Source organism: Bradyrhizobium sp. LeoA1Lang, from assembly GCF_055413685.1.
This window is the reverse complement of sequence record NZ_JBVAPG010000016.1, coordinates 25,968-47,271: the sequence shown is the minus strand read 5'-3', so window position 1 is coordinate 47,271 and position 21,304 is coordinate 25,968. Positions and strand designations below refer to the sequence as shown.

General features: G+C 62.8%; 18 protein-coding genes. 9 read left to right on the top strand and 9 right to left on the bottom strand.

Features of this window, described 5'->3' with window-relative positions:
* The 7 genes from ACZYOF_RS08535 to ACZYOF_RS08505 form a co-directional block, all read right to left on the bottom strand.
* Positions 1–1,074, bottom strand: coding sequence for a glycosyltransferase (locus tag ACZYOF_RS08535; RefSeq protein ID WP_463715467.1), 1,074 nt, complete (start codon positions 1,072–1,074; stop codon positions 1–3).
* Between the two features lie 20 nt (positions 1,075–1,094).
* Complete coding sequence (locus tag ACZYOF_RS08530) at positions 1,095–2,387, bottom strand: VpsF family polysaccharide biosynthesis protein (protein WP_463715466.1); 1,293 nt, start codon at positions 2,385–2,387, stop codon at positions 1,095–1,097.
* Positions 2,388–2,467: 80 nt separating this feature from the next.
* Positions 2,468–4,786 (bottom strand): polysaccharide biosynthesis tyrosine autokinase, encoded by a 2,319-nt coding sequence (locus ACZYOF_RS08525; protein ID WP_130580326.1) that lies wholly within the window; start codon positions 4,784–4,786, stop codon positions 2,468–2,470.
* Positions 4,767–6,038: an outer membrane beta-barrel protein gene (locus ACZYOF_RS08520; RefSeq protein WP_463715465.1), complete on the bottom strand. Its 1,272-nt coding sequence runs from the start codon at positions 6,036–6,038 to the stop codon at positions 4,767–4,769. The genes ACZYOF_RS08525 and ACZYOF_RS08520 overlap by 20 nt, the downstream gene beginning before the upstream one ends.
* A gap of 457 nt (positions 6,039–6,495) precedes the next feature.
* A complete protein-coding gene (locus ACZYOF_RS08515) occupies positions 6,496–7,089 on the bottom strand; it encodes a polysaccharide biosynthesis/export family protein (RefSeq protein WP_130580328.1) in 594 nt (197 codons plus the stop codon).
* A 137-nt stretch (positions 7,090–7,226) separates the two neighbouring features.
* Entirely contained in the window at positions 7,227–7,961 is a 735-nt protein-coding gene (locus tag ACZYOF_RS08510) for a metallophosphoesterase family protein (RefSeq protein ID WP_463715464.1), read from the bottom strand.
* An 88-nt stretch (positions 7,962–8,049) separates the two neighbouring features.
* Positions 8,050–8,187 (bottom strand): hypothetical protein, encoded by a 138-nt coding sequence (locus tag ACZYOF_RS08505; protein ID WP_165421215.1) that lies wholly within the window; start codon positions 8,185–8,187, stop codon positions 8,050–8,052.
* A gap of 561 nt (positions 8,188–8,748) precedes the next feature.
* Here ACZYOF_RS08505 and ACZYOF_RS08500 point away from each other — a divergent pair.
* The 9 genes from ACZYOF_RS08500 (at position 8,749) to ACZYOF_RS08460 (ending at position 19,357) form a co-directional block, all read left to right on the top strand.
* Positions 8,749–9,510: a sugar transferase gene (locus tag ACZYOF_RS08500; protein WP_130580079.1), complete on the top strand. Its 762-nt coding sequence runs from the start codon at positions 8,749–8,751 to the stop codon at positions 9,508–9,510.
* 40 nt (positions 9,511–9,550) lie between these two features.
* Positions 9,551–10,984 (top strand): mannose-1-phosphate guanylyltransferase/mannose-6-phosphate isomerase, encoded by a 1,434-nt coding sequence (locus ACZYOF_RS08495; RefSeq protein ID WP_463715463.1) that lies wholly within the window; start codon positions 9,551–9,553, stop codon positions 10,982–10,984.
* A 79-nt stretch (positions 10,985–11,063) separates the two neighbouring features.
* Positions 11,064–11,855, top strand: coding sequence for an FkbM family methyltransferase (locus tag ACZYOF_RS08490; protein ID WP_463715462.1), 792 nt, complete (start codon positions 11,064–11,066; stop codon positions 11,853–11,855).
* 45 nt (positions 11,856–11,900) lie between these two features.
* A complete protein-coding gene (locus ACZYOF_RS08485) occupies positions 11,901–13,220 on the top strand; it encodes a UDP-glucose dehydrogenase family protein (RefSeq protein WP_463715461.1) in 1,320 nt (439 codons plus the stop codon).
* 372 nt (positions 13,221–13,592) lie between these two features.
* A complete protein-coding gene (locus tag ACZYOF_RS08480) occupies positions 13,593–15,908 on the top strand; it encodes a bifunctional salicylyl-CoA 5-hydroxylase/oxidoreductase (protein WP_463715460.1) in 2,316 nt (771 codons plus the stop codon).
* Positions 15,905–16,687, top strand: a complete 783-nt coding sequence (locus ACZYOF_RS08475) for an SDR family NAD(P)-dependent oxidoreductase (protein WP_463715459.1) — start codon at positions 15,905–15,907, stop codon at positions 16,685–16,687. Before ACZYOF_RS08480 ends, ACZYOF_RS08475 begins: the two co-directional genes overlap by 4 nt.
* A gap of 37 nt (positions 16,688–16,724) precedes the next feature.
* On the top strand, positions 16,725–17,564 hold the full coding sequence (locus ACZYOF_RS08470) for an enoyl-CoA hydratase family protein (RefSeq protein ID WP_394565385.1): 840 nt from the start codon (positions 16,725–16,727) through the stop codon (positions 17,562–17,564).
* A 21-nt stretch (positions 17,565–17,585) separates the two neighbouring features.
* The gene (locus tag ACZYOF_RS08465; protein ID WP_282529212.1) at positions 17,586–17,981 is read left to right on the top strand and encodes a RidA family protein; all 396 of its coding nucleotides are present in this window, start codon (positions 17,586–17,588) and stop codon (positions 17,979–17,981) included.
* A gap of 131 nt (positions 17,982–18,112) precedes the next feature.
* Positions 18,113–19,357: a flavin-dependent oxidoreductase gene (locus tag ACZYOF_RS08460; protein ID WP_394565384.1), complete on the top strand. Its 1,245-nt coding sequence runs from the start codon at positions 18,113–18,115 to the stop codon at positions 19,355–19,357.
* Positions 19,358–19,605: 248 nt separating this feature from the next.
* Here the strand turns inward: ACZYOF_RS08460 and ACZYOF_RS08455 are convergent, their stop codons facing one another.
* Entirely contained in the window at positions 19,606–20,058 is a 453-nt protein-coding gene (locus ACZYOF_RS08455; protein WP_463715458.1) for a cupin domain-containing protein, read from the bottom strand.
* Between the two features lie 28 nt (positions 20,059–20,086).
* Positions 20,087–21,253 (bottom strand): ABC transporter substrate-binding protein, encoded by a 1,167-nt coding sequence (locus tag ACZYOF_RS08450; RefSeq protein WP_463715457.1) that lies wholly within the window; start codon positions 21,251–21,253, stop codon positions 20,087–20,089.
* Between the last annotated feature and the right edge of the window lie 51 nt (positions 21,254–21,304).

Below are 21,304 nucleotides of genomic sequence, written 5' to 3'. Positions count from 1 at the left end.
CTAGATCCGCTTCGGGTTGAACTGGCTGGAAGTGTGGGGGTGGGCAGCAAGGCGTGAGATCAGGTCGATCACAGCTTCGCGGTCGCCATGGGCAAGCGCATTCCAGCGAGCAAGATTCTGCTCGGCGAGCGCGACGTAGCGCGCGCGCCAGTTCTGGATCGACAGCGCGGCCGCGATTTGCGCCGCGGCGGCGGCGGGCTCGGCGGGATTGATGAAGATGCCGGAGGTGTCGAGCACCTCGCGGAAGATCGGCGCATCGGGTGCTGCAATCGGCAGCCCGGCATATTGCGCTTCGAGCAAGGGCAGGCCGAGCCCTTCGTCATGTGACGTGCAGACGAACAGGTCGGCCGTATCAAGCAATTCCCTGACGCGCTCGGTCGGCTGATAGTCGTGCAGCGTAACGCCCGGCATGGCTTCCAGCGCTTGCCAATCGTCGCCCCAGCCACGCCGGCCGACAATATCGAGCATGGCGTCGGAAAAACCTCTTCCGCGCAGCGCCCCAACGAGCGCGGCGGCCGCCTTGAAATTCTTCCGCGGCTCGACGGTGCCGAGTGCGACCAGTCGCAGCGGTCGCGGCGCAGTCGCGCGGCCGGCGCGCTGCTCCGACTGTAATCCGAACACGTTGCGCACGGAGGGACGGTACAGCGTGATCTCGGCATCGGGTCGGGTATAGGCGGCGATCCGGCGCCTTGTATCGTTGGAATTGGCAAGGAAGCGGGGATAATGCCGCAGCGCCAGCTTGAAAGGACGCGCCATATAGAGGCGGGCACGTGCGTTCAGTTCGGCGGGCCGCGTCACCAGGAAATCATCGTGGATGTAGGGCAGCACGCGTGAGGCGAACGGCAGCAATAGCGGGCTGGGCGGAAAGCCGGGGCAAAGCAGCATCGCCGACGAGGTCGCAAGCCGCATCGGCAAGCCAAAGGTCTGCGTCGTCACCATCTGGCGTGTGCCGCGCGCGGTGACCGGCACCACATTGAGCGGAGCGAGCGCGGACGCCGAAAACAGTTCGAGCGTGATGCGCTCGAGCCCGGTGACGTGACGTCCGAGATGGGTGTTGTCGACGTAGATATCCATACGATGTCCTGACGCCAGATTTACGCGGGAACAGGCCGGTAACGGCGCTGGGCGACGGGAGGCGGAGCGGCTGTCCGCCGATATTCGTCGCGCGGCAGCAGCACGGTGATCAGGACGATGAACTGCGCAAGCTGGATATTCTTGGACGAGAAGCTCACCGAGCTCGCAGCGATCGTCAACATCAGCAGCAGCATCGCCCAGACGCCGCGATCGGCGCGCCGGATGATCTCGGTGAAGAGGCAAGCGAGCCCAACTGTCAGCGCCACGGTGTGGATGACGCCGAACTGCGCGATGCAAGAGATCCAGAAATTCTCGATGCCATAGTCGAGGCCGAGCTGGCTCTGCAGTGAAGTCACCCGGACCGGATTGGGGCCGAGGAGCAATTCTTGCCAGTCGAAATACGACAGCAGGTGAAAGGTGGCATAGCGTGCCAGCGTGCTGCCCTTGTCGGAGGAGAAGCGCAACAGCATCTTGTCGAAGATGCCGAGGTCGAGCGCCGCAAATCCGACTGCGCCCGCTGCGAACAGCAGGCATATGGCGAGGATCGCGGCAGAGAGCGGGATGCGCTTGCCCCGCAGCATGTGCAGCATCTCGATCCCGACAAGCAGTCCCATCACGATCAGCACGGTCACCAGCGCGGTCCGGCCGCCGAACGCCATCAACGAGGCCAGGCTGAAAGCGATCAGCGGCACCCGTATCAGAATCGGAGGGCAGAGCGCCGGCCGCAGCAGCAGGGCCAGCACATAGCCCGCGACGACGCCGGATGCCGTGAGGGGATGGCCGAGAAACGCCGAGGAGCGCCATTCGCCGAGGACGACGATGTCGCCCATTGTCAGTGGAATCAGGCGGTGACCCGAGAAATACTCATAGTAGCCGACCACGATATTGACGAGAATCGTGACATGGATCGCCCACGCCAGCGGCCGTCGTTGCGACGGCGAGAGCTGCCAGATGGCAAGGCACAACACGACCGGCGTCAGGAACGTGTCGAAGATCACCGTGAACGGCCGTTCCAGCACGAACATCTGCACCAGCAGGAACAGCCAGCAGAGCAGATAGAACAAGAGGAGTTTCGACTGCGAGAACATCCGGTCGATCTCGCCGATCGGCCCGCGGCTGCGCATCAGCAGCAGGAAAAAGGCGAGGAAGGTGAAGTACGTCGCCGGATGCAGCTTCTCGTAGAAATTGCCGCCCGCCGTCAGATAGTGGATCTTCACGTTGGTGAGCATGCCCGCCGAGAGCATGAACATCGCTACGATTGCGAGCACAAGAAAGCCCGTCGCCAGCCACTCGACAAAAGTGTCGAACGTCATCCCACGCGTCCGCGTTCCGGACGGAGCGTGCGACACCGCGCCAGGCAGGCTTAAAGGTTGGCTGGCAAAGCTGCGCGTGTTCACCGCGCCGCTCCGGGGCTGAGGTTCGCGGTTCCGTATGGCTTGAGATAGGCGGAACTGCGGTAATAGTCGTAGAACTGCAGGCGGCTGAGGTCGACGCGGGTGAGCACGGTGCCGAGGATGCGATCGGAGACCGGCGACAACAGGTCGATGGTGTGGCTCAGGACCTCGCGCGGGGTCTGATCCCAGGCCAGCGCCAGGATGATGCGGTCCGCAAGCTCGGCCAGCGCCCGGCCGTCGACCAGCGGCACCAGCGGCGGCGAATCGACGATGATCAATTCGTAGCGATGGCGCAGATGATCGAGCACGTCGACGATGCGGTCGGAGAACATCAGCTCGGTGATGATCTCGGCCTGCTTGACCGCCGTCGACGGCAGCACGGACAGGCCGGTGCTTTCGTCGGTCAGGATCGCCTGCTCGATGGCCGCGCGTCCCAGGGCAACGTCCAACAATCCGATGTCGGCACGCGGGCAGAGCGAGCGGGTGAGTTGCGGGTTGCGGAGATCGCCGTCGATCAGAAGCGTCCGGATACCCAACGTCGCCAGCGACTGCGCCAGATTGCCGGCAAGCGTGGTCTTGCCTTCGCTGTCGAGGGCAGAGGTGACGAGCACGACCCTGACCGGCTGCATCCGCATCGTCCGTTGCAGCGCCAGGCGAACCGAGCGAATCGCTTCCGCGAAGAATGTGGCGGGCTCGTCGATCGCATAGCGCATCAGGGGCGGTTGCAAGGCGGCAGGCAACAGCTTGACCGTTCTCGGATCATGATTTTCGAGTTCGCCGCGCCCGCGCCGCCGCGCCAATCCTGCAAGTTCCCTTGTGCCGATCAACGGCACGGCAGCCAGCGCCGGCACGCCCGATATTGATTCCGCCTGCTCCAGCGTCTTGATGCGGCCATCGAGATAGTCGGCGCCGAAGGCGAGCACGCTGCCAAAGCCGAGGCCGAGCATCCCGGCAAGGCCCAGGATCAGCATGGTCTTCGGCGAGGAGGGACGGATCGGAACGCTGGCCTTGGTCACCACCCGCGAGTCCGGCAGCTCGAGGCTTTCCTGCGACGTCGCTTCCTTCGAGCGCGCCAGATAGGATTCATAGAGAGTGCGGTTGGCTTCGGCCTCGCGCTGCAACTCATGCAGCCGCACCTGAGCCTGGCTCGACGTATTGGATACGTTCTGCAACTGCTCCAGGCTCTGGCTCAGCGAATTTTCGCGGGAGAGCGCCACGTCGTAATCGTGCTTGGTGCTCTCGAGGATCCGCTTGATTTCCTCGTTGATCAGCCGCTGGGTGTCCTTGAGCTGCGCGCGCACATTGGTGACGAGCGGATGTCGCGAGCCGTATTTGCTGGAGAGATCGGCCTCGTTCTTGGCGATGTCGGCATATTGCGTGCGCAACTTCGTGATCATATCAGACGAAATCGCCGCATTGATGCCGCCGGGGTCACCACCGGATTTGGCGATCTGCTGCACCTGATCATATTTGGCGCGCGCCTCCGCGGTCTGCACCCGCGCGGCGATCAGCTTGTTGTTGAGATCGGTGATCTGCTGGTCGTTGACGGTCACGCCCTGCGAAACCGTCAGATTGTTGGCGGAGCGGAAATCCTCGACCGCCTTCTCGGAGGTGACGACTCTCGATTTGAGATCGTTGATCTGGCCGCCGAGCCAGTTCGCGGCGATGCGGGTCGCGTCATTCTTGGCGCGGACCTGGTCCTCGAAATAGGCGTCCGCGACCGCGTTGGCGATAATAGCGGCCTTCGACGGCGATTCCGAGCTGACATTGATGTCGACCAGGAAGGTCGTGCCTTGCCGCGTCACTTTCATGCGCTTTTGCAGGATTTCGATCGAGCGCGCGCGCGCCGCGTCTTGCGGGTCCGCGGCCCCCTCGGGTGCGGCCGAGGCGAACAGCCGCTTGATCGGATCGAGGAGGCCCGGTGTCGGGATGAATTCCGGATCTTGCGTCAGCTTCAGCCTGCGGACCACGCGGTCCAGGATCGCGATCGACTGGATCAGCAATGACTGGCTTTCGATGGTTGCATCATCGGTGCCGTAGTTCGAAAGCGCGGTCTGGCTGTTGGTCTCGACGGCCGCGGCTCGGCGTGGATCGACCAGCACGGTCGCGGTCGCCGTATATAGTGTAGTGGCCAGCAGACAGTAGGTCAGCCCGAGTGCGACCAGCACGACAGCGGGCAGGACGGCAAACTTGTAGCGGCGGCGCAGGATGCGCGCCATCTCGCGTAGATCGACGGTCGGAGCCTGCCAGCGACTTGCGGCAGGTTCCCTGGTCTCTTCCGGGGGGCGAGCCAGGTGCTCAGAACTGCGTTGTAACATTCAATCCCACCAGGTGTTTGTCGTAGCTGAAAGTCGGGATGTTGCTTTCGCGTGACGTGAAGCGGTAATAGACCGCGATCGCGGCAAAGCGATTCAGAAGATATTTGACGCGGGCGTCGGAGGTGGTGACCTGATCCTTGCGCGGCTGCCCGAAGAAGCGGTCGCTCTCATAGCCGCCGTAGAACGAAACGATGACGTTGCGGCGCAGCTCATAGTCCAGTCCGAGCTGCACGGCATTGGCGAGCACGCCGGTTGCGCTGGTGTCGGAAGTCTCCGTGACGATCTGTTCGGCGTTGAAGTGAACGTCGATCATCCGCGTCGGGCTCCAGGTCAGCCTGGCGCGATAGGTCGGGCCTGCGATCGTGCCGACGGTCGGATCGACGAACTGTTGCTGCACATAGCCGAAGCCGATTTCGCCGGTGAGCAGACGCATCAGTCCGAGGGTGACGCCGGTGAGCGCACGATAGCCCTGGGAACTCAGCGGCTGGAGCGGCTGGCCGCGGAGCTCGCGCACATTGCCCTCGGCGCTGCCGAACCAGCCAAGAGTGTCGGAAAACGCATAGTCGATCCGGCTATGGAGCGAGTAGATCTGGCCGTCGCGGGCATCCTGGTTGATGGTCCTGCCGTCCTGCGAGACGGTCGAGCCGAAGTCGTAGGAATCGGTACGGAATCCGACCGAGGTGGTCAGCCGGTTGAATTCCTTGCGCAGGGTCACATCGCCTGAATACAGATTATAAGGTGTCGGCGCGATGGCGTTGGCGGGCGAACTCAGCGAACCAACGCCCTCGTTGAGATGCGCGATCTGGAAGCTGCCCAGCAGCGCCATGTCATGAGCAATGTCGATCCAGCCATTGCCCTTCAGGCTGGCATTGGTCTGGTTGAGGCTGGAGTTCTGCTTGTAGACCGTCTCCTGGGCATCGAGCTTGAGGTCGAGGCCGTGCCGCTCCCATAGGGAATGGGCGCGCAGCGACGGCTCGACCACCGCCGCGACGTCACTGCGGATGTCGGTATTCGACGCGAACACGTTGCTGTCGAAGAACCCGCCGGTGATCAGCGACGGATTGAACATCCAGGAGCCCGAACGAATGCCCACAGGCTCGTAGCCAGGCTGTAGGCGGCCTTTCACGGGCGTGTCCTCCGGCGGTATGTCCTCACGGGTGTCAGGATCGGTCAGCTTGGGCGGCGGGGATGGCTCGAAGATTTGTTGCGCGTTCCATGGCGGCGCCACCTCCTCATTTGGCCAGGGGAGCACTTGCGCATCCGCCGGTGATCCGAGTCCAAGAACAATCGCAGTCACCGGTGCGGGTACGATCTTCAGTCCACGGCGACCGAACGCGACGACCGAACGGGTTTGCGGCCCTCTCGTTCCAATCGCATTCAACCAGCCAAATGCAGTCGTGCGTCCCATAATCCATCCCTTGCGGGAACTCTGGAGGCGGTGAAGTCCTGAGGCTCGGTTGCCCGTGCTCACAAATTCACCGCGGACTGCGCATCGACATGACAGTCCATGCACTTGTTACGCGCGCACTACGGAGCATTGCTGGTTTGATCAGAGAACATCTCCCCGCGCATTAACGTGCGTCGCGGGAAAAAGTTTTCTGCATTGCAAAATAATACTCACCGCAAATCGACGACACTATGGCAGCGCGCATGACATAAATGTTTTACGCGCGTGATTTGCAGCGAGACCGCTCCGTCGAACGAGCCACTCAGAAGTAGCGCTCGGGAACCCGGATGTTGTCACCAGGAAACACCAGGATCGGCGTATCAAGCGGGTAGATCTCTTCCGCTGTGCTGCCCGATCGACGCACATAGACCTTGCCCTCGTTGGCGCGATAGGTGAATCCGCCGGCGCTGGCGACCGCATCCATCACGGTCAGACCAAGGCGGTACGGATACTCGCCGGCCTTCTTGACCTCGCCGAGAATGTAATAAGGTCGGTACGCGACGATCTCGACGTTCACTTTCGGATCACGCACGATGTCCTTCGATAGCGCGGATGTGATCGCGCGTTCCAACTGCTTGGTCGTCATGCCGGACGCCCTCATGCGTCCTGCAAGTGGAATCGAGACCTGACCGCTCGCGTCGATTTCATACTCTCCCGTGATGTCGGGCTCCCCATACACCTTCACACGCACTCTGTCGTTCGGACCGAGCACGTAGGTCCCCGTCGAGAACGCATGCGAGCCGGTTTGCGTTTGAGCCGATGCGAAAGTTGCGAAACCCGCGATACTCGCCAAAGCAAACGCAAATAGAATATTGCGTGGCGCCACGCGGGCGACACGGATTGATTGTTGCTGCATGACTGCATCCCCACGAAAGTCCGTCAGTAACGGCGCGGAGCATAAGTGAGCAAACAAGGCGAAAGAATGTGGGTGGTGGTTCCGCGACAGTTCCGTGCGGTTCCATGATCGCGCAGCGTTAATGGCGCCTGCGTCTGTCACAGCACCAGAATCGCTGTTCCTTCGATGGCGATGCAGGTCAGGGTCCCGCTTCTCCACGCGCCGGTGTCGATATTGATGCGATTGTGCCTGATGTCAGGATGGGGAACCGGGGTGTGGCCGTGCACGACATATTTGCCGTGATCTTCATCCGAATTGAGAAACTCCTGGCGGATCCAAAGCAGATCCTCCGGATGCTGCTGCTCGATCGGAACGCTCGGGCGCACCCCGGCATGGGCAAACAAGAAGTCACCACAGATAAAGCTGTCGCGCAGGCATTGCAGGAACAGGGCATGCGTACGTGGGAAGACGTTGAGAAAACGGCGCTGCAGATTGACTTCGGAGACTGGCATGTCGCGCGGAGACACGCCATAGGAGGCCAGCGTCTGCAGGCCGCCGAGCCGCTGCCACTGTGCGAACACCGCCGGATCGTCAAGAAAGTGCTGCAATAGCTCTTCATGATTACCACGCAGGCAAACTGCGTGATTCCTGACGAGGCGAATTGCCAACAGATCGAGCACGGTCTTGGAATCGGGACCGCGGTCAACGTAGTCGCCGAGATAGATCTCGAGCACGTAGCGGATCGGCCGCCGGCTTATGTCGTCGTCGATACGCGTAATGGTGTCGGCGAGCAGGTCGGCGCGTCCGTGAATGTCGCCGACCGCGTAGATGCGCGTGTCTGCGGGAGCCGAAGGTGCAACGTAGTGCGGATATGCAACTGGCGGCCGCATCATCGGTTGCTTCGATCATGGAACCGTCATGAGGTCAATCGGCGGCGACGCCGCCGGCACCTGTTCCCGACTTCTCTAAGTATATAAGGTCCTAGAAGAAGATCATTCGGATGAGCAGAATGATCACGATCCAGGCAAGCATGTTCGCCAGGATGATACGGTTCCTCAATTTGCGCCCCGCAGGATCGAGTCGTTTTGTTTCAGGGCGATCCAAACGCGCTGCGATCATTGGCGCCTCCCTGGAAAATTTTTCCGAGACGAGCGGCTTCTTGGTTAAGGCCGTTTCCCCGTGTTGACGTCTCGCAATCATCGACAAAACCACCAATTGAAACGATCGCAGCGGGCAGAATACGACTAGCCGTTTAGTATGCAGTGAAAAAAATCCTTCAAAAATGATCGCACAGATTAAGCGCTTGATGTAGCGGGTGCACGGTCGATTCCTGAATCGAATCCGATTCCCGCGCGGTTCCAGGTTTGCGTTAATGCATGGCTGCATCGAAAAACACGCAGCGCATTTCGCGTGCAGTTCAATCTAAGCGCTTCCGAACAAAACGGATTCTTTGCATCGCACAAACCTCACGATGCCGCGATGCAAAACCGCGCGCAACATTTTCGTTTTGCTGCCCCATTTCGCCCAAAGAGTTCGTAGAGTTATACCGCCGCGCGATCGAGACGCGTCTCTGCTACGCAGGAAAATTCGCAATTGCGAAGGTGCCCGCGAGATGGGCAGTGACGGTCTGCGTCGTCGCGCTTGTGACCTCTTTGGGTTCAACAGAGAGAGCGAGAGCAAATGGCCGCCATCGTCACAGCCAACTTCGACCAGGACAGTATCAGGTCGCTCCGCAACAAGCGGAGCATCATCTCGATGCGGCCGGTCGAATATGCCGGCAGCAATTCATATAGCCCCTATCGGGCAAAGCGCCCGCGCGGCTCGGTTCGCACCGAGCCGGGCTCCTCCATCGCAAAGCGCATCTTCGATATCGTGGTTGCGAGCGCAGCGCTCTTGTTCTTCGCGCCGCTCTTGATCGCGATCGCCATCGGCATCAAGCTGACGTCGCGAGGGCCCGTGTTGTTTCACCAATACCGGTACGGCTATCGAAACCGGCGCTTCAAGATCTACAAGTTCCGCTCGATGCGGACCGATGCCGGTGACGTGCGCGGCGTGAAGCAGACCGTGCAGGGCGACTCCCGCGTCACCTCGATCGGCAAGATCCTGCGCAAGACGAGCCTCGACGAAATCCCGCAATTGATCAATGTCATCAGGGGCGACATGTCGCTGGTCGGCCCGCGCCCGCATGTCCCGGGCATGCTGGCCGCCGAGCTGCCTTATGAGGACCTCGTGCCGTATTACTTCCAGCGCCACAGCGCTCGGCCTGGCATCACCGGCCTCGCGCAGGTGAGCGGGTGCCGCGGAAGCACGGTTGAGGCCGGCCGCGCAATCTCGCGGATCGATTACGACCTCGACTATATCGAGCGCTGGTCCTTGCGCATGGACGTCATGATCATCGTGCGCACCGTCCGCCGCGAATTCCTGTCCGGCAGCGGCTTCTAGCCCGCCGACATATAACCATCACATCAAGGGGAGCGACAGAATGCTGCAGCCACGCGGCCGCATAGTCCCAGTTCTTTTGTCGGGCGGAACCGGCTCGCGGCTCTGGCCGCTGTCGCGCGAGAACCAGCCGAAGCAACTGCTCGCGCTGCTCGGCGAGAAGACCTTGCTGCAGCAGACGGCGAACCGCGTGACGGAGCCGTCGCTGTTTGCCGATCCGATGGTGATTGCCAATGCCGAGCATCGCTTTGCCATTGGCGAGCAACTGCGCGCGGCCGGCATCGCCAATCCCACCATGGTGCTGGAGCCGTTCGGACGAAATACCGCGCCGGCGGTGGCGATCGCGGCGCTTCTCGCCAGCGAGGTCGATCCTGGCGCGGTGATCCTGGTGACGCCGGTCGACCACTGGGTGCGCGATCACGCGGCGTTCCGCGCCGCGATCGCGAGCGGGCTTCCGGCAGCGCGCCGCGGACAGTTTGTCCTGTTCGGCCTCAAGCCGACCGGGCCTGCGACCGGATATGGCTACATCCGCATGGGCGGCGGGATCGCCGATCTTCCCGAAATCCGCAAAGTCGCAGGCTTCGTCGAGAAGCCCGGCGTTGCGACCGCGGAGCGCTTGTTGGCCGGCAATGATCATCTGTGGAACAGCGGGATCTTCCTGCTGCCCGCACGAGCTTTCATCGATGAATTGGCGCGGCACGAGCCCGCCATTCTGGACGCCTGCCGCGCGGCGCTGGCCGGCGCGACGCGCGATCTCGATTTCCTGCGGTTGGAAGAAAAGGCATTCGAGTCCTGCCCATCTATCTCCGTCGACTACGCGGTGATGGAAAAAACCGACAAGGCCATGGTGGTGCCGGCCAGTTTTGACTGGAGCGACGTCGGAAGCTGGTCGGCGCTGTGGACGATGGGCGAGAAGGACTCCTCCGGCAATGTCGTGATCGGCGACGCGGTGGCCGAAGACAGCTCCGGCTGCTACGTGCGGGGAGACGGCCCGCTGGTTGCCGCCCTCGGCGTCGAGGATCTCGTCATCACCGCTTCGCCCGACGTGGTGCTCGTGACCAAACGCGAGCGCGCCCAGGATGTCGGCAAGCTGGTGGAGCGGTTGAAGGCCAACGGCCATCGCGCCGCGACGCAGACCCACAGCGTGCACCGTCCGTGGGGTTACTACACGTCGATCCATGCCGGCGACCGCTTCCAGGTCAAGCGCATCACCGTCAACCCGGGTGCCAAACTGTCGCTGCAGAAACATTTTCACCGCGCCGAGCATTGGGTGGTGGTGAACGGCACCGCGATCGTCACGCGAGACGACGAGGAGGTGCTGCTCCGCGAGAACGAATCGATCTTCGTTCCGCTCGGCTGCATGCATCGCCTGGAAAATCCGGGCAAGGTTCCGCTGAACCTGATCGAGGTGCAGTCGGGCACGTATCTTGGGGAGGACGACATCGTCCGGGTGCAGGACATCTACCACCGGGTGTGACGCGGCGACCGCAAGCCAATCCGGCAAGCGGCGTCTCGGAGTACCCGATCCGCATCAACACATAACGGAGGGAATGGACATGGGTGCCAAGCAGCAGGCCAAGGATCTCTTGAAGGATGCATTCCCATCGATCTGGCTGCAGTGGCACTTCATGCATCGCCCGAAATCGGCGGAGCGGGAGCTTTCCTATCTCGACAAGATCATCCCGGAAGATGCTGTCACGGTCGACATCGGCGCCAATTGCGGGCTCTACACGCGAAAGCTGGCGCGGCTTTCCCGCGAAGTTCACGCCTTCGAACCCTCGCACGACATGGCGCGCCTGCTGCGGCGGACGTCCGCTTCAAACGTCAGCGTGCACGAGATCGCGCTGTCGGACCACGAAGGTGACGCGGAGCTCTTCATTCCGCGCGGCGACACGGGCCTGGTCCACGGCCTTGCCTCGCTTGAGCGGCGGGTGATGGCGTCGGCCGATCCGATCGTCGCCGCCCATGTGCCGATGGCGCGGCTGGATTCGGTGATGCATCAGGAGGTTGCCTTCGTGAAGATCGACGTGGAAGGGCACGAGCTCAACGTCCTCAACGGCGCCGTCGAGCTCCTCGAGCGCTGCCAGCCGGTGTTCCTGGTTGAGGCGGAGGATCGTCATCGGCCGGCCGCGACGGAATCGGTGTTCGATTTCTTCCGGCAACGGTCCTATCGTGGTTTCTTCCTGAAGGAAGACGATGTGGTCGACGTCGAAAAATTCGATGTCGAGGAGCTGCAGGATGCGGCGGCGCTCGAGGCGGATGGTGGCCGCAAGGAAGGGCGGTTCTATATCAACAATTTCTTCTTCTTCCCGCAGCATCTCGACGGCGAGTCGATGCTGGTCAAATGATGACCAGTGCGACCGCTGCGATCATTTGGTCAGACAGGATAAGTCATGCATATCACGATGGTCGGCGCCGGTTATGTCGGACTGGTGTCGGGGGCGTGTTTCGCCGACTTCGGGCACTACGTCGTTTGCGTCGACAAGGATGAAAAGAAGATCGCAGCGCTCAACAAGGGCGAGATACCGATCCACGAGCCCGGGCTTTCCGAGTTGGTGGCGAGAAACATCGCGCAGGGCCGCCTGGCTTTTGTGACCGACTTGAAGGGGGCGGTCAGCCGTTCCGAAGTCATCTTCATCGCGGTCGGCACTCCGTCCCGCCGCGGCGACGGCCACGCCGATCTTTCCCATGTCTATGCCGCGACGCGCGAGATCGCCGCGGCCTTGCCGGAATCCGCCGTCGTAGTGACGAAGTCGACCGTCCCGGTCGGCACCGGCGACGAGGTCGAGCGCATCATCCGCGAGGAGAAGAAGGACGCGAAATTCGCCGTCGTCTCCAATCCGGAATTCTTGCGGGAAGGTGCCGCGATCCAGGATTTCAAGCACCCCGACCGCATCGTCATCGGCACCGAGGATGCATTTGCGAGGGAGGTGATGGCGGAAGTCTATCGTCCGCTGCATCTCAACACCTCGCCGATCCTCTATACCAGCCGCCGCACCGCGGAACTGACGAAATATGCCGCCAACTCGTTCCTCGCGACCAAGATCACCTTCATCAACGAGATCGCCGATCTTGCCGAGAAGGTCGGCGCCAATGTCCAGGAGGTCGCCCGCGGTATCGGGCTCGACAACCGCATCGGCTCGAAATTCCTGCATGCCGGTCCGGGCTTCGGCGGCTCCTGCTTTCCCAAGGACACGCTGGCGCTGATCAAGACAGGCCAGGACAACGAGGCTCCGCTGCGGATCGTCGAAACGGTGGTGGCGGTGAACGACCAGCGCAAGCGCGCAATGGCGCGCAAGGTGTCGAATGCCTTCGGCGGCAACATCCGCGGCAAGACCATCGCCGTGCTCGGCGTCACCTTCAAGCCGAACACCGACGACATGCGCGACGCGCCATCGATCCCGCTGATCACGGCGCTGCAGGACATGGGCGCGGCGATCCGCGCGTTCGATCCGGTCGGGATGGAGCAGGCCAAGAAGGTGTTCGAGAATGTCACCTTCTGCCGCGACGCCTATGATTGCGCGCGGGGAAGCCATGCGATCGTGATCGTGACGGAATGGGAGCAGTTCCGCGCGCTCGACCTGAAGAAGATGGCGACGATCATGGCAACGCCCGTGATCGTCGACCTCCGCAACATCTATTCGCCCGAGGATGTGACGCGGAACGGTTTTCATTATTGCGGCGTCGGCCGGCCGAAGCCGCTGGCGTATTAGAGACCCCCGAGCTCCGTTCACCTCGCCCCGCTTGCGGGGAGAGGTCGAAATTCGAGCGCAGCTTGAATTTCGGGTGAGGGGGAGTCTCCACGAGTCCGGTTGCCGCCGTATTCGCGGATAGAGCCCTCACCCCAACCCTCTCAGGGCGAGCTTTGCTCGTCCCGGCCCCATAAAGAACGGGGGAGGGAGAACCGCCGTCAATCGATCCGATCTGTCTAACCGGTTGCCGCGCCTAAGAGCGCGGCGAGACCGCTTTTTTGCCCGACCGGGCCGGGGCTCGCTTGACAAAATTATTTTAAGCATAAAATATTCCCATGTCGGTCCGGGACTGTCCGCGGAGATGCCCCGACGGCCGAAGGTGAGGAGACAGCCATGCGCATCGTCTGCATCGGGGGCGGGCCGGCCGGGCTCTATTTCGGCATCCTGATGAAGATGCTCGATCCGGCGCACCGGATTTCGGTGGTCGAGCGCAACCGCCCCTACGACACCTTCGGTTTCGGCGTCGTGTTCTCCGACGCGACCATGGACAACATGCGCAAATGGGATCCCGTCACGGCGGATGCGATCGAGGAGGCTTTCAACCACTGGGACGATATCGAGGTCCTGATCAAAGGCCGCCGGATGCGCACCACCGGCCACGGCTTTGTCGGCATCGGCCGCAAGCGCCTGCTCAACATCCTGCAGGCGCGCGCCGAGGAACTCGGCGTCGAACTTGTCTTTGAGCGCGAGGTCGATTCCGATCTCGAATTTCCGGATACCGATTTGATCGTCGCGGCCGACGGCGTGAACTCGAAGATCCGCACGCGCTATGCCGACAGCTTCCAGCCCGACATCCTGATGCGGCCGAACCGCTATATCTGGCTCGGCACCAACAAGCGCTTTGATGCCTTCACCTTCGACTTCCGCAAGACCGAACACGGCTGGTTCCAGGCGCATATCTACAAATTCGAGGAGGGCGCGGCGACCTTCATTGTCGAGACCACGGAAGAAGCGTTTCTGGCGCATGGTCTCGACAAGCTCGACCAGGCCGGCTCCATCGCCTTCTGTGAAAAGATCTTCGCCGAGATTCTCGAGGGCCATTCGTTGGCATCCAATTCGCGCCATCTGCGCGGTTCGGCCTGGCTTTCCTTCCCGCGATTGATCTGCGGCAAATGGACCGCGTTCAACGGCAACAGCCATGTCGTGGTGATGGGCGATGCCGCGCATACCGCGCATTTTGCGATCGGATCGGGGACCAAGCTCGCGCTCGAGGATGCGATCGAGCTGACCAACCAGTTCAAGCAGCTCGGCGCAACGCCGGACAAGATTCCGTCGGTGCTCGCCGCTTACGAAGAACTCCGCCGCGTCGATGTGGCTCGGATCCAGAACGCCGCGCGCAATGCTATGGAATGGTTCGAGGTGGTCGGCGCGCGCTATGCCGACACGCTGGAGCCCGAGCAGTTCATGTATTCGCTGCTGACGCGTTCGCAGCGCATCAGCCACGAAAATTTGCGGCTTCGCGACAAGACATGGCTCGAAGGCTATGAGCGCTGGTTCGCCGAACGCGCCGGGCTGCCGGATTCCAACGATCGTGTAGCACCGCCGATGCTCACACCGTTCCGCATCCGCGGTCTGTCGTTGCCAAACCGCATCATCTGCTCGCCGATGGCGATGTATTCGGCGGTGGAAGGCGTGCCGAACGATTTCCACCTCGTCCATTTCGGCGCCCGCGCGCTCGGCGGCGCCGGATTGATTTTCACCGAGATGACCTGCGTGTCACCGGAGGCGCGGATCACGCCGGGCTGCTGCGGGCTTTGGAACGACGAGCAGGCGAACGCCTACAAGCGCATCGTCGATTTCGTCCACGGCAATAGCGCGGCCAGGATCGGCATCCAGCTCGGCCATGCCGGCCGCAAGGGTTCTACGCGCGTGGCTTGGGAAGGCATGGACGAGCCGCTCCGGGGCGGAAACTGGCCGCTGGTGTCGGCCTCCGCCGTTCCCTATCTGCCCGACGGCCAGATGCCCGAGCCGATGACGCGCGCCGAACTGGATGAGGTGCGCGAGCAGTTCGTCGCCGCGGCCCGGCGCGGGGTACAGGCCGGCTTCGACATCCTCGAACTGCATTGTGCCCACGGCTATCTATTGTCGAGCTTCCTCTCGCCGCTCACCAACCGCCGGACGGACCAATATGGCGGCAGCATCGAGAACCGTGCGCGCTATCCGCTGGAAGTGTTTCGCGCGATCCGGCAAGTGTGGCCGCAGGACAAGCCGATCTCGGTGCGCCTGTCGTGCCATGACTGGACCGAGGGCGGCAACACGCCCGATGATGCGCTAGAGTTCGCAAGGCTGTTCAAGGAAGCCGGCGCCGACCTGATCGATTGCTCCTCGGGCCAGGTCTGGGCCGACGACCATCCGGTCTATGGGCGGCTCTATCAGACGCCGTTTGCCGACAAGATCCGCAACGAGGTCGGCATTGCGACCATTGCGGTCGGCGCGATTTCCGAGGCCGATCACGCCAATTCCATCATCGCCGCCGGCCGCGCCGATCTCTGCGCGATCGCTCGCCCGCATCTCGCCGATGCTGCCTGGACGCTGCACGAGGCCGCCAAGATCGGCGTGAAGTCGATTGCCTGGCCGAAGCAATATCTCTCCGGCAAGCCGCAATATGAGGCCAATCTGGAACGCGCGGCAGCGGGAGCGAAAGCATGACCCGGCATTTCTGGCCCAATGCGCATGCGCTCATCACCGGTGGCGGCTCCGGCATCGGCGCCGCGGCCGCACGCGCGCTGGCCGAAGTCGGCGTACGCGTGAGTGTTGCAGGCAGGAGGCCGGATGCGCTTGCCGAGACCGCGGCGTCCATTGGGGCGGGTGCAGGCGCAGTTCTGCCTGTCGATGTGACCGACGAAATCGCGGTCACCGAAGGCATCAAGCGGATCGAGGCTGAGGCCGGCCCGATCGACATTCTCGTCAACAATGCAGGGAAAGCATTGAGCGCGCCGTTCGAGAAGACGGATGCCGCGCTGTGGTCGGACATGCTGGCGAGCAACCTCTCCAGCGTCTTCCTGGTGACGCATGCGGTGCTGCCCGGCATGGCGCAACGCGGACGCGGGCGCGTCATCAATGTTGCGTCCACGGCGGGCCTGACCGGCTACGCTTACGTCTCGGCCTATGTCGCCGCCAAGCACGGCGTCGTCGGGCTGACGCGCGCGCTCGCGCTCGAATATGCGCGCCGCGGCGTCACCGTGAATGCGGTCTGTCCGGGCTATACTGATACGCCGTTGGTGGCCGAGGCGGCCGCCAACATCGTCGCCAAGACCGGCCGGAGCGAAGCGGAAGCGCGCGCAGCCCTGGCAAAGGTCAATCCGATGCAGCGGCTGGTGACGCCTGAGGAGGTTGCGGACACCATTCTTTGGCTCGCCTCCTCAAGCGCATCGTCCATCAACGGACAGGCCATCGCGGTTGCCGGCGGCGAGGTCTTCACGGGATAAGGGAAACGCCCAAGGAAACGCCCAAGGAAACAACATCATGTCTGAGATGAAAGCAAAGCTGCGACCGTTCAAGAATTATCCGGCGCGCCATTTCAAATGGTCCACCGATGACGATGCCCGCGTCGCCACCATCACGCTGAACCGGCCGGACAAGAAGAACCCGCTGACGTTCCAGTCCTACGAGGAGCTGCGCGATCTCTTCCGCGATCTTGCCTACGCCTCCGACGTCCGCGCCATCGTGCTGACCGGCGAGGGCGGCAATTTCTGCTCCGGCGGTGATGTGTTCGAGATCATCGAGCCGCTGACGCGGATGGCGATGCCCGACCTGATTGCGTTCACGCGCATGACCGGCGATGTCGTGAAGGCGATGCGCAAATGCCCCCAGCAGATTGTCGCGGCGATCGACGGTATCTGCGCCGGCGCCGGCGCGATGCTGGCGCTCGCGTCCGATCTGCGGCTGGCGACGCCGCAGGCCAAGACCGCGTTCCTGTTCACGCGCGTGGGACTCGCTGGCGCCGACATGGGCGCGTGCGGACTGTTGCCGCGGGTGATCGGGCAGGGGCGCGCCGCTGAGTTGCTTTACACCGGCCGGGCCATGAGCGCGGAAGAGGGATTTGCCTGGGGCTTTCACAACCGCCTGGTGCCATCGGCGGAGCTGTCGGCCGCGGCTCATGAACTCGCCCGTTCGCTCGCCGACGGCCCATGGTTCGCGCATGGCATGACCAAGACGATGTTCAACCAGGAATGGGCGATGGGCATCGACGAGATGGTGGAGTCGGAAGCGCAGGCGCAGGCGGTCTGCATGGCGACCGGTGATTTCCGCCGCGCCTTCGAGGCTTTCGCCGCCAAGAAGAAACCGGTCTTCGAGGGGAATTGAACCCGTGACGGGAACAAGCACATGATCGAACTCCTGCAACCGAACGGCTGGGCCCAGCCGGTCGGCTATGCCAATGGCGTTGCCGCGCGCGGCAAGATGATCTTTGTCGCCGGCCAGATCGGCTGGAACGCGCAATGCGTGTTCGAGACCGACGATCTCGTGGAGCAGATCGCCCAGACCCTGCGGAACGTCGTCGCGGTCGCCGCCAGCGGCGGCGCAACGCCGGAGCATATCGTGTCGATGACCTGGTTCCTGCTCGACCGCCGCGAATACTCCTCGCGGTTGAAAGAGATCGGCGCGGTCTACCGCGACATCATGGGCCGCCGTTTCCCGGCGATGACGGCGGTGCAGGTCTCCGGCCTGATCGAGGATCGCGCCAGGGTCGAGATCCAGGCCATCGCGGTGGTTCCGGATTGAGGTGGTGAGAGCGTTAACCTAAGTCGCGGGCGGAGTGGATGCTGAGACCATAAAGCGTCTTGCGAGCGGCTCTGACGCCGTGCGACCCTGCCAACCTCTCACAACGTCCGGGTTTCGAGCGGAGTAGGGCGATGAAGGCGATTATCGTCGGCGGCGGGATTGGCGGGCTCACGACGGCGCTGATGCTGCGGGCTCGCGGCATTTCCTGCGAATTGTTCGAGCAGGCGGAAACGATCCGCGAGCTCGGCGTCGGCATCAACACCCTGCCGCATGCGATCCGCGAACTCGCCGGGCTTGGCCTGCTTGACGCGCTCGACAAGGTTGCGATCCGCACCTACGAGCTGTTCTACCTGACGCGCCATGGCCAGCAGGTCTGGCACGAGAAGCGCGGGCTGGACGCCGGCCACGAGGTGCCGCAATTCTCCGTTCATCGCGGCCGCCTGCAGGGCGTCATCTATCAGGCGGTGGTTGAGCGGCTCGGCAGCGAGGCGATCCACACCGGTTGCCGGCTCGGCGCGTTCACGCAGGATGAAGGCGGCGTCGCGGCCTACTTCTTCGATCGTGCAGGCCAGCATGTGCACACGGCGCGCGGCGATATCCTGATCGGCGCCGACGGCATCCACTCGAAAGTGCGCGAGACGCTGATTCCGAACGAGGGGCCACCCTGCTGGAACGGCCTGATGCTGTGGCGCGGCGCCGCCGACTGGCCCGCGTTCCTGACGGGCCGCTCGATGATCATCGCCGGCGGCCTGAACGCCAAGGCCGTGATCTATCCGATCGCGGAAGGCTCGAGCCCGGCCAGCCGTCTCACCAATTGGGCGGTGATGGTGCGGATCGGCGACGGCGCGTCACCGCCGCCGCGCCGCGAGGGCTGGTCGAACCTCGGCAGGCGCGAAGAGCTGATGCCGCATGTGGCAGGCTTCTTGATCCCGCAGGTCGACTTTGCAGCGCTGGTCGGCGCCACGCCGGAATTCTGGGAATATCCGTGCTGCGACCGCGATCCCTTGCCCTATTGGACCAGCGGGCGCGTCACCTTGCTCGGCGATGCCGCGCATCCGATGTATCCGGTCGGCTCCAACGGCGCCTCGCAGGCCATTCTGGATGCGCGGTGCCTCGCCGATGCGCTGGCACGTTCGGAACATCCGCGTCAGGCGCTGGTCGCCTACGAACGGCAGCGCCTGCCGATGACCGCCGACATCGTCGCCTCCAACCGTCGCGGCGGGCCCGAGGGCGTGATCGATGCGGTCGAGCAGATCGCGCCGCAGGGGTTTACGGACATCGAGTCTATTCTGAGCTATGAGGCGCGCGAAGCGATCGTGCGCGGCTACGCCGCCAAGGCGGGCTTTGCCGCACGCGTGGTGGCGCGGCAATCGTAACGGGCGTCGGGGGCTTCATCCTTCGAGACGGCCGCTGCGCGGCCTCCTCAGGATGAGGTCTGCGAGCGAGGCGAGATCTTAGACCCTCATGGTGAGGAGCGCGGCTTGCCGCGCGTCTCGAACCATGAGGCCCCAGACCTCTCATCCTGCTCTTGCAGCGTAGCCCGGATGGAGCGCAGCGCAATCCGGGACACCGTCGATTGGGGCGATCAACCCCGGATTACGCTGCGCTCCATCCGGGCTACGTGCTACGCCGGGGGCGGCGGCAGGAAGTAGATGTTGTGCTCAGCGGCGAGTTTCACCACATCGTCCGGGTTCTGCTCCCGCATATTGTGGATCGCCCAGAACAGATCATAGAGCCGGTGCGTCGGCGACACCCAGAACAGCGTCTTCGCGGCCTGCTGCGACTTGTTGAAGATGCCGTGCGGCTTGCCCATGGGCAGGCGCACGAGGTCGCCAGGCGTTGCCGATTCATCGGCACCGTCGAGCATGAAGTCGAGCTTACCCTCGAGGATGTAAAGATATTCGTCCTGGTCGGGATGAATGTGCGGCGGCACGAAAGTGCCGGGCGGAAACGTCGCATGCCAGGAGAACGAGTGCTCGGTGCGGTTCTTCGGCACATAGGTCTGGCCGAGGATGTTCCAGGTGATGCCTTGCATGCCCTCGTTGGCGCGCGTGATGCCCGCGATCTCGTCGTTCATTGTTCCACTCCCTCGCTTACTTGCCCGTTCACTTGGCTGAGCAATCCTTGGCGTAACGGTCGCCGTAATTTTCAAACACTTTCTGTACGATCTCGGTCTGGAACTTTCCATCAGGACGTTTCGCGACCTGGGTCAGATAGAAGTCCTGGATCGGATAGCCGTTGGTGTTGAACTTGAAGCCGCCGCGAAGCGAGACGAAGTCCGCCTTCTTGAGCGCCGCCGCGACCGCCTCCTTGTTGGAGAGGTTGCCGTTGACCGCCTTCACCGCGCTGTCGATCAGCAGCGCCGCGTCGTAAGCCTGCATGGCGTAGGTGCCCGGCACACTCTTGTAGGCGGCTTCATAGGCAGCGACGAACTTCTTGTTCTGGGGATTGTCGAGGTTGGGCGCCCAGTTGGCGCCGCCGAACATGCCCACCGCCGCATCCTGCTGCTCCGGCAGCGTCGATTCATCGACCGTGAAGGCTGACAGCACGGGCACGGTGGCGCCGGCCTGCTTGTACTGCTTCACCAGATTGACGCCCATGCCACCCGGCATGAAGGTGAACAGCGCATCCGGCTTCAGCGAGGAGATTTTTGTCAATTCGGGCTGAAAGTCGAGCGTATTGAGCGGCGTATAAGATTCGTCGACGATCTCGCCTTTGTAGTCGAGCTTGAAGCCGGCCACCGAGTCGCGTCCGGCCTGGTAGTTCGGCACCAGGAGATAGACGCGCTTGTAGCCACGATCCTGCGCGACCTTGCCGAGGATCTCGTGCACCTGGTCGTTCTGATAGGAGGTGACGTAGAAGAACGGGTTGCATTCCTTGCCGGCGTAGCTCGAGGGGCCGGCGTTGGGCGAGATCAGGAACGTCTTGTTCTCGGTCACGGGACGGTGGATCGCCTGCAGGATGTTGGAGAAGATCGGTCCGACCACGAAGTCGACCTTGTCGCGTTCCAGGAGCCCGCGCACCTTGGTCACCGCGCCATCCGGCTTGAGCTCATCGTCGACATTGACGACCTCGACGTCGCGGCCCGCCATCTTGCCGCCGAGATCCTTGATCGCCAGCGCAAAGCCGTCGCGCACCTGTTGGCCGAGCGCGGCGGCCGGGCCCGACGTCGTCACGATGACGCCGATCTTGATCTTCTCCTGCGCCAGCGCGGGTCCGGCAGCAAGGGCGAACAGCGCCGCCAATCCTGCCAACTTCAATGCCCGTTTCATGGTCTCTCCCCGCGCCAACAAAGATCAAAATCTCGCGCCACAGCTTATTCT

What these genes read in the sequence shown, in the direction of transcription:
- ACZYOF_RS08535 (WP_463715467.1), bottom strand. Translation starts at nt 1,074, where the DNA reads ATGGATATCTACGTCGACAACACCCATCTCGGACGTCACGTCACCGGG.
- ACZYOF_RS08530 (WP_463715466.1), bottom strand. Translation starts at nt 2,387, where the DNA reads ATGACGTTCGACACTTTTGTCGAGTGGCTGGCGACGGGCTTTCTTGTG.
- ACZYOF_RS08525 (WP_130580326.1), bottom strand. Translation starts at nt 4,786, where the DNA reads ATGTTACAACGCAGTTCTGAGCACCTGGCTCGCCCCCCGGAAGAGACC.
- ACZYOF_RS08515 (WP_130580328.1), bottom strand. Translation starts at nt 7,089, where the DNA reads ATGCAGCAACAATCAATCCGTGTCGCCCGCGTGGCGCCACGCAATATT.
- ACZYOF_RS08510 (WP_463715464.1), bottom strand. Translation starts at nt 7,961, where the DNA reads ATGATGCGGCCGCCAGTTGCATATCCGCACTACGTTGCACCTTCGGCT.
- ACZYOF_RS08505 (WP_165421215.1), bottom strand. Translation starts at nt 8,187, where the DNA reads ATGATCGCAGCGCGTTTGGATCGCCCTGAAACAAAACGACTCGATCCT.
- ACZYOF_RS08500 (WP_130580079.1), top strand. Translation starts at nt 8,749, where the DNA reads ATGGCCGCCATCGTCACAGCCAACTTCGACCAGGACAGTATCAGGTCG.
- ACZYOF_RS08495 (WP_463715463.1), top strand. Translation starts at nt 9,551, where the DNA reads ATGCTGCAGCCACGCGGCCGCATAGTCCCAGTTCTTTTGTCGGGCGGA.
- ACZYOF_RS08490 (WP_463715462.1), top strand. Translation starts at nt 11,064, where the DNA reads ATGGGTGCCAAGCAGCAGGCCAAGGATCTCTTGAAGGATGCATTCCCA.
- ACZYOF_RS08485 (WP_463715461.1), top strand. Translation starts at nt 11,901, where the DNA reads ATGCATATCACGATGGTCGGCGCCGGTTATGTCGGACTGGTGTCGGGG.
- ACZYOF_RS08480 (WP_463715460.1), top strand. Translation starts at nt 13,593, where the DNA reads ATGCGCATCGTCTGCATCGGGGGCGGGCCGGCCGGGCTCTATTTCGGC.
- ACZYOF_RS08475 (WP_463715459.1), top strand. Translation starts at nt 15,905, where the DNA reads ATGACCCGGCATTTCTGGCCCAATGCGCATGCGCTCATCACCGGTGGC.
- ACZYOF_RS08470 (WP_394565385.1), top strand. Translation starts at nt 16,725, where the DNA reads ATGTCTGAGATGAAAGCAAAGCTGCGACCGTTCAAGAATTATCCGGCG.
- ACZYOF_RS08465 (WP_282529212.1), top strand. Translation starts at nt 17,586, where the DNA reads ATGATCGAACTCCTGCAACCGAACGGCTGGGCCCAGCCGGTCGGCTAT.
- ACZYOF_RS08460 (WP_394565384.1), top strand. Translation starts at nt 18,113, where the DNA reads ATGAAGGCGATTATCGTCGGCGGCGGGATTGGCGGGCTCACGACGGCG.
- ACZYOF_RS08455 (WP_463715458.1), bottom strand. Translation starts at nt 20,058, where the DNA reads ATGAACGACGAGATCGCGGGCATCACGCGCGCCAACGAGGGCATGCAA.
- ACZYOF_RS08450 (WP_463715457.1), bottom strand. Translation starts at nt 21,253, where the DNA reads ATGAAACGGGCATTGAAGTTGGCAGGATTGGCGGCGCTGTTCGCCCTT.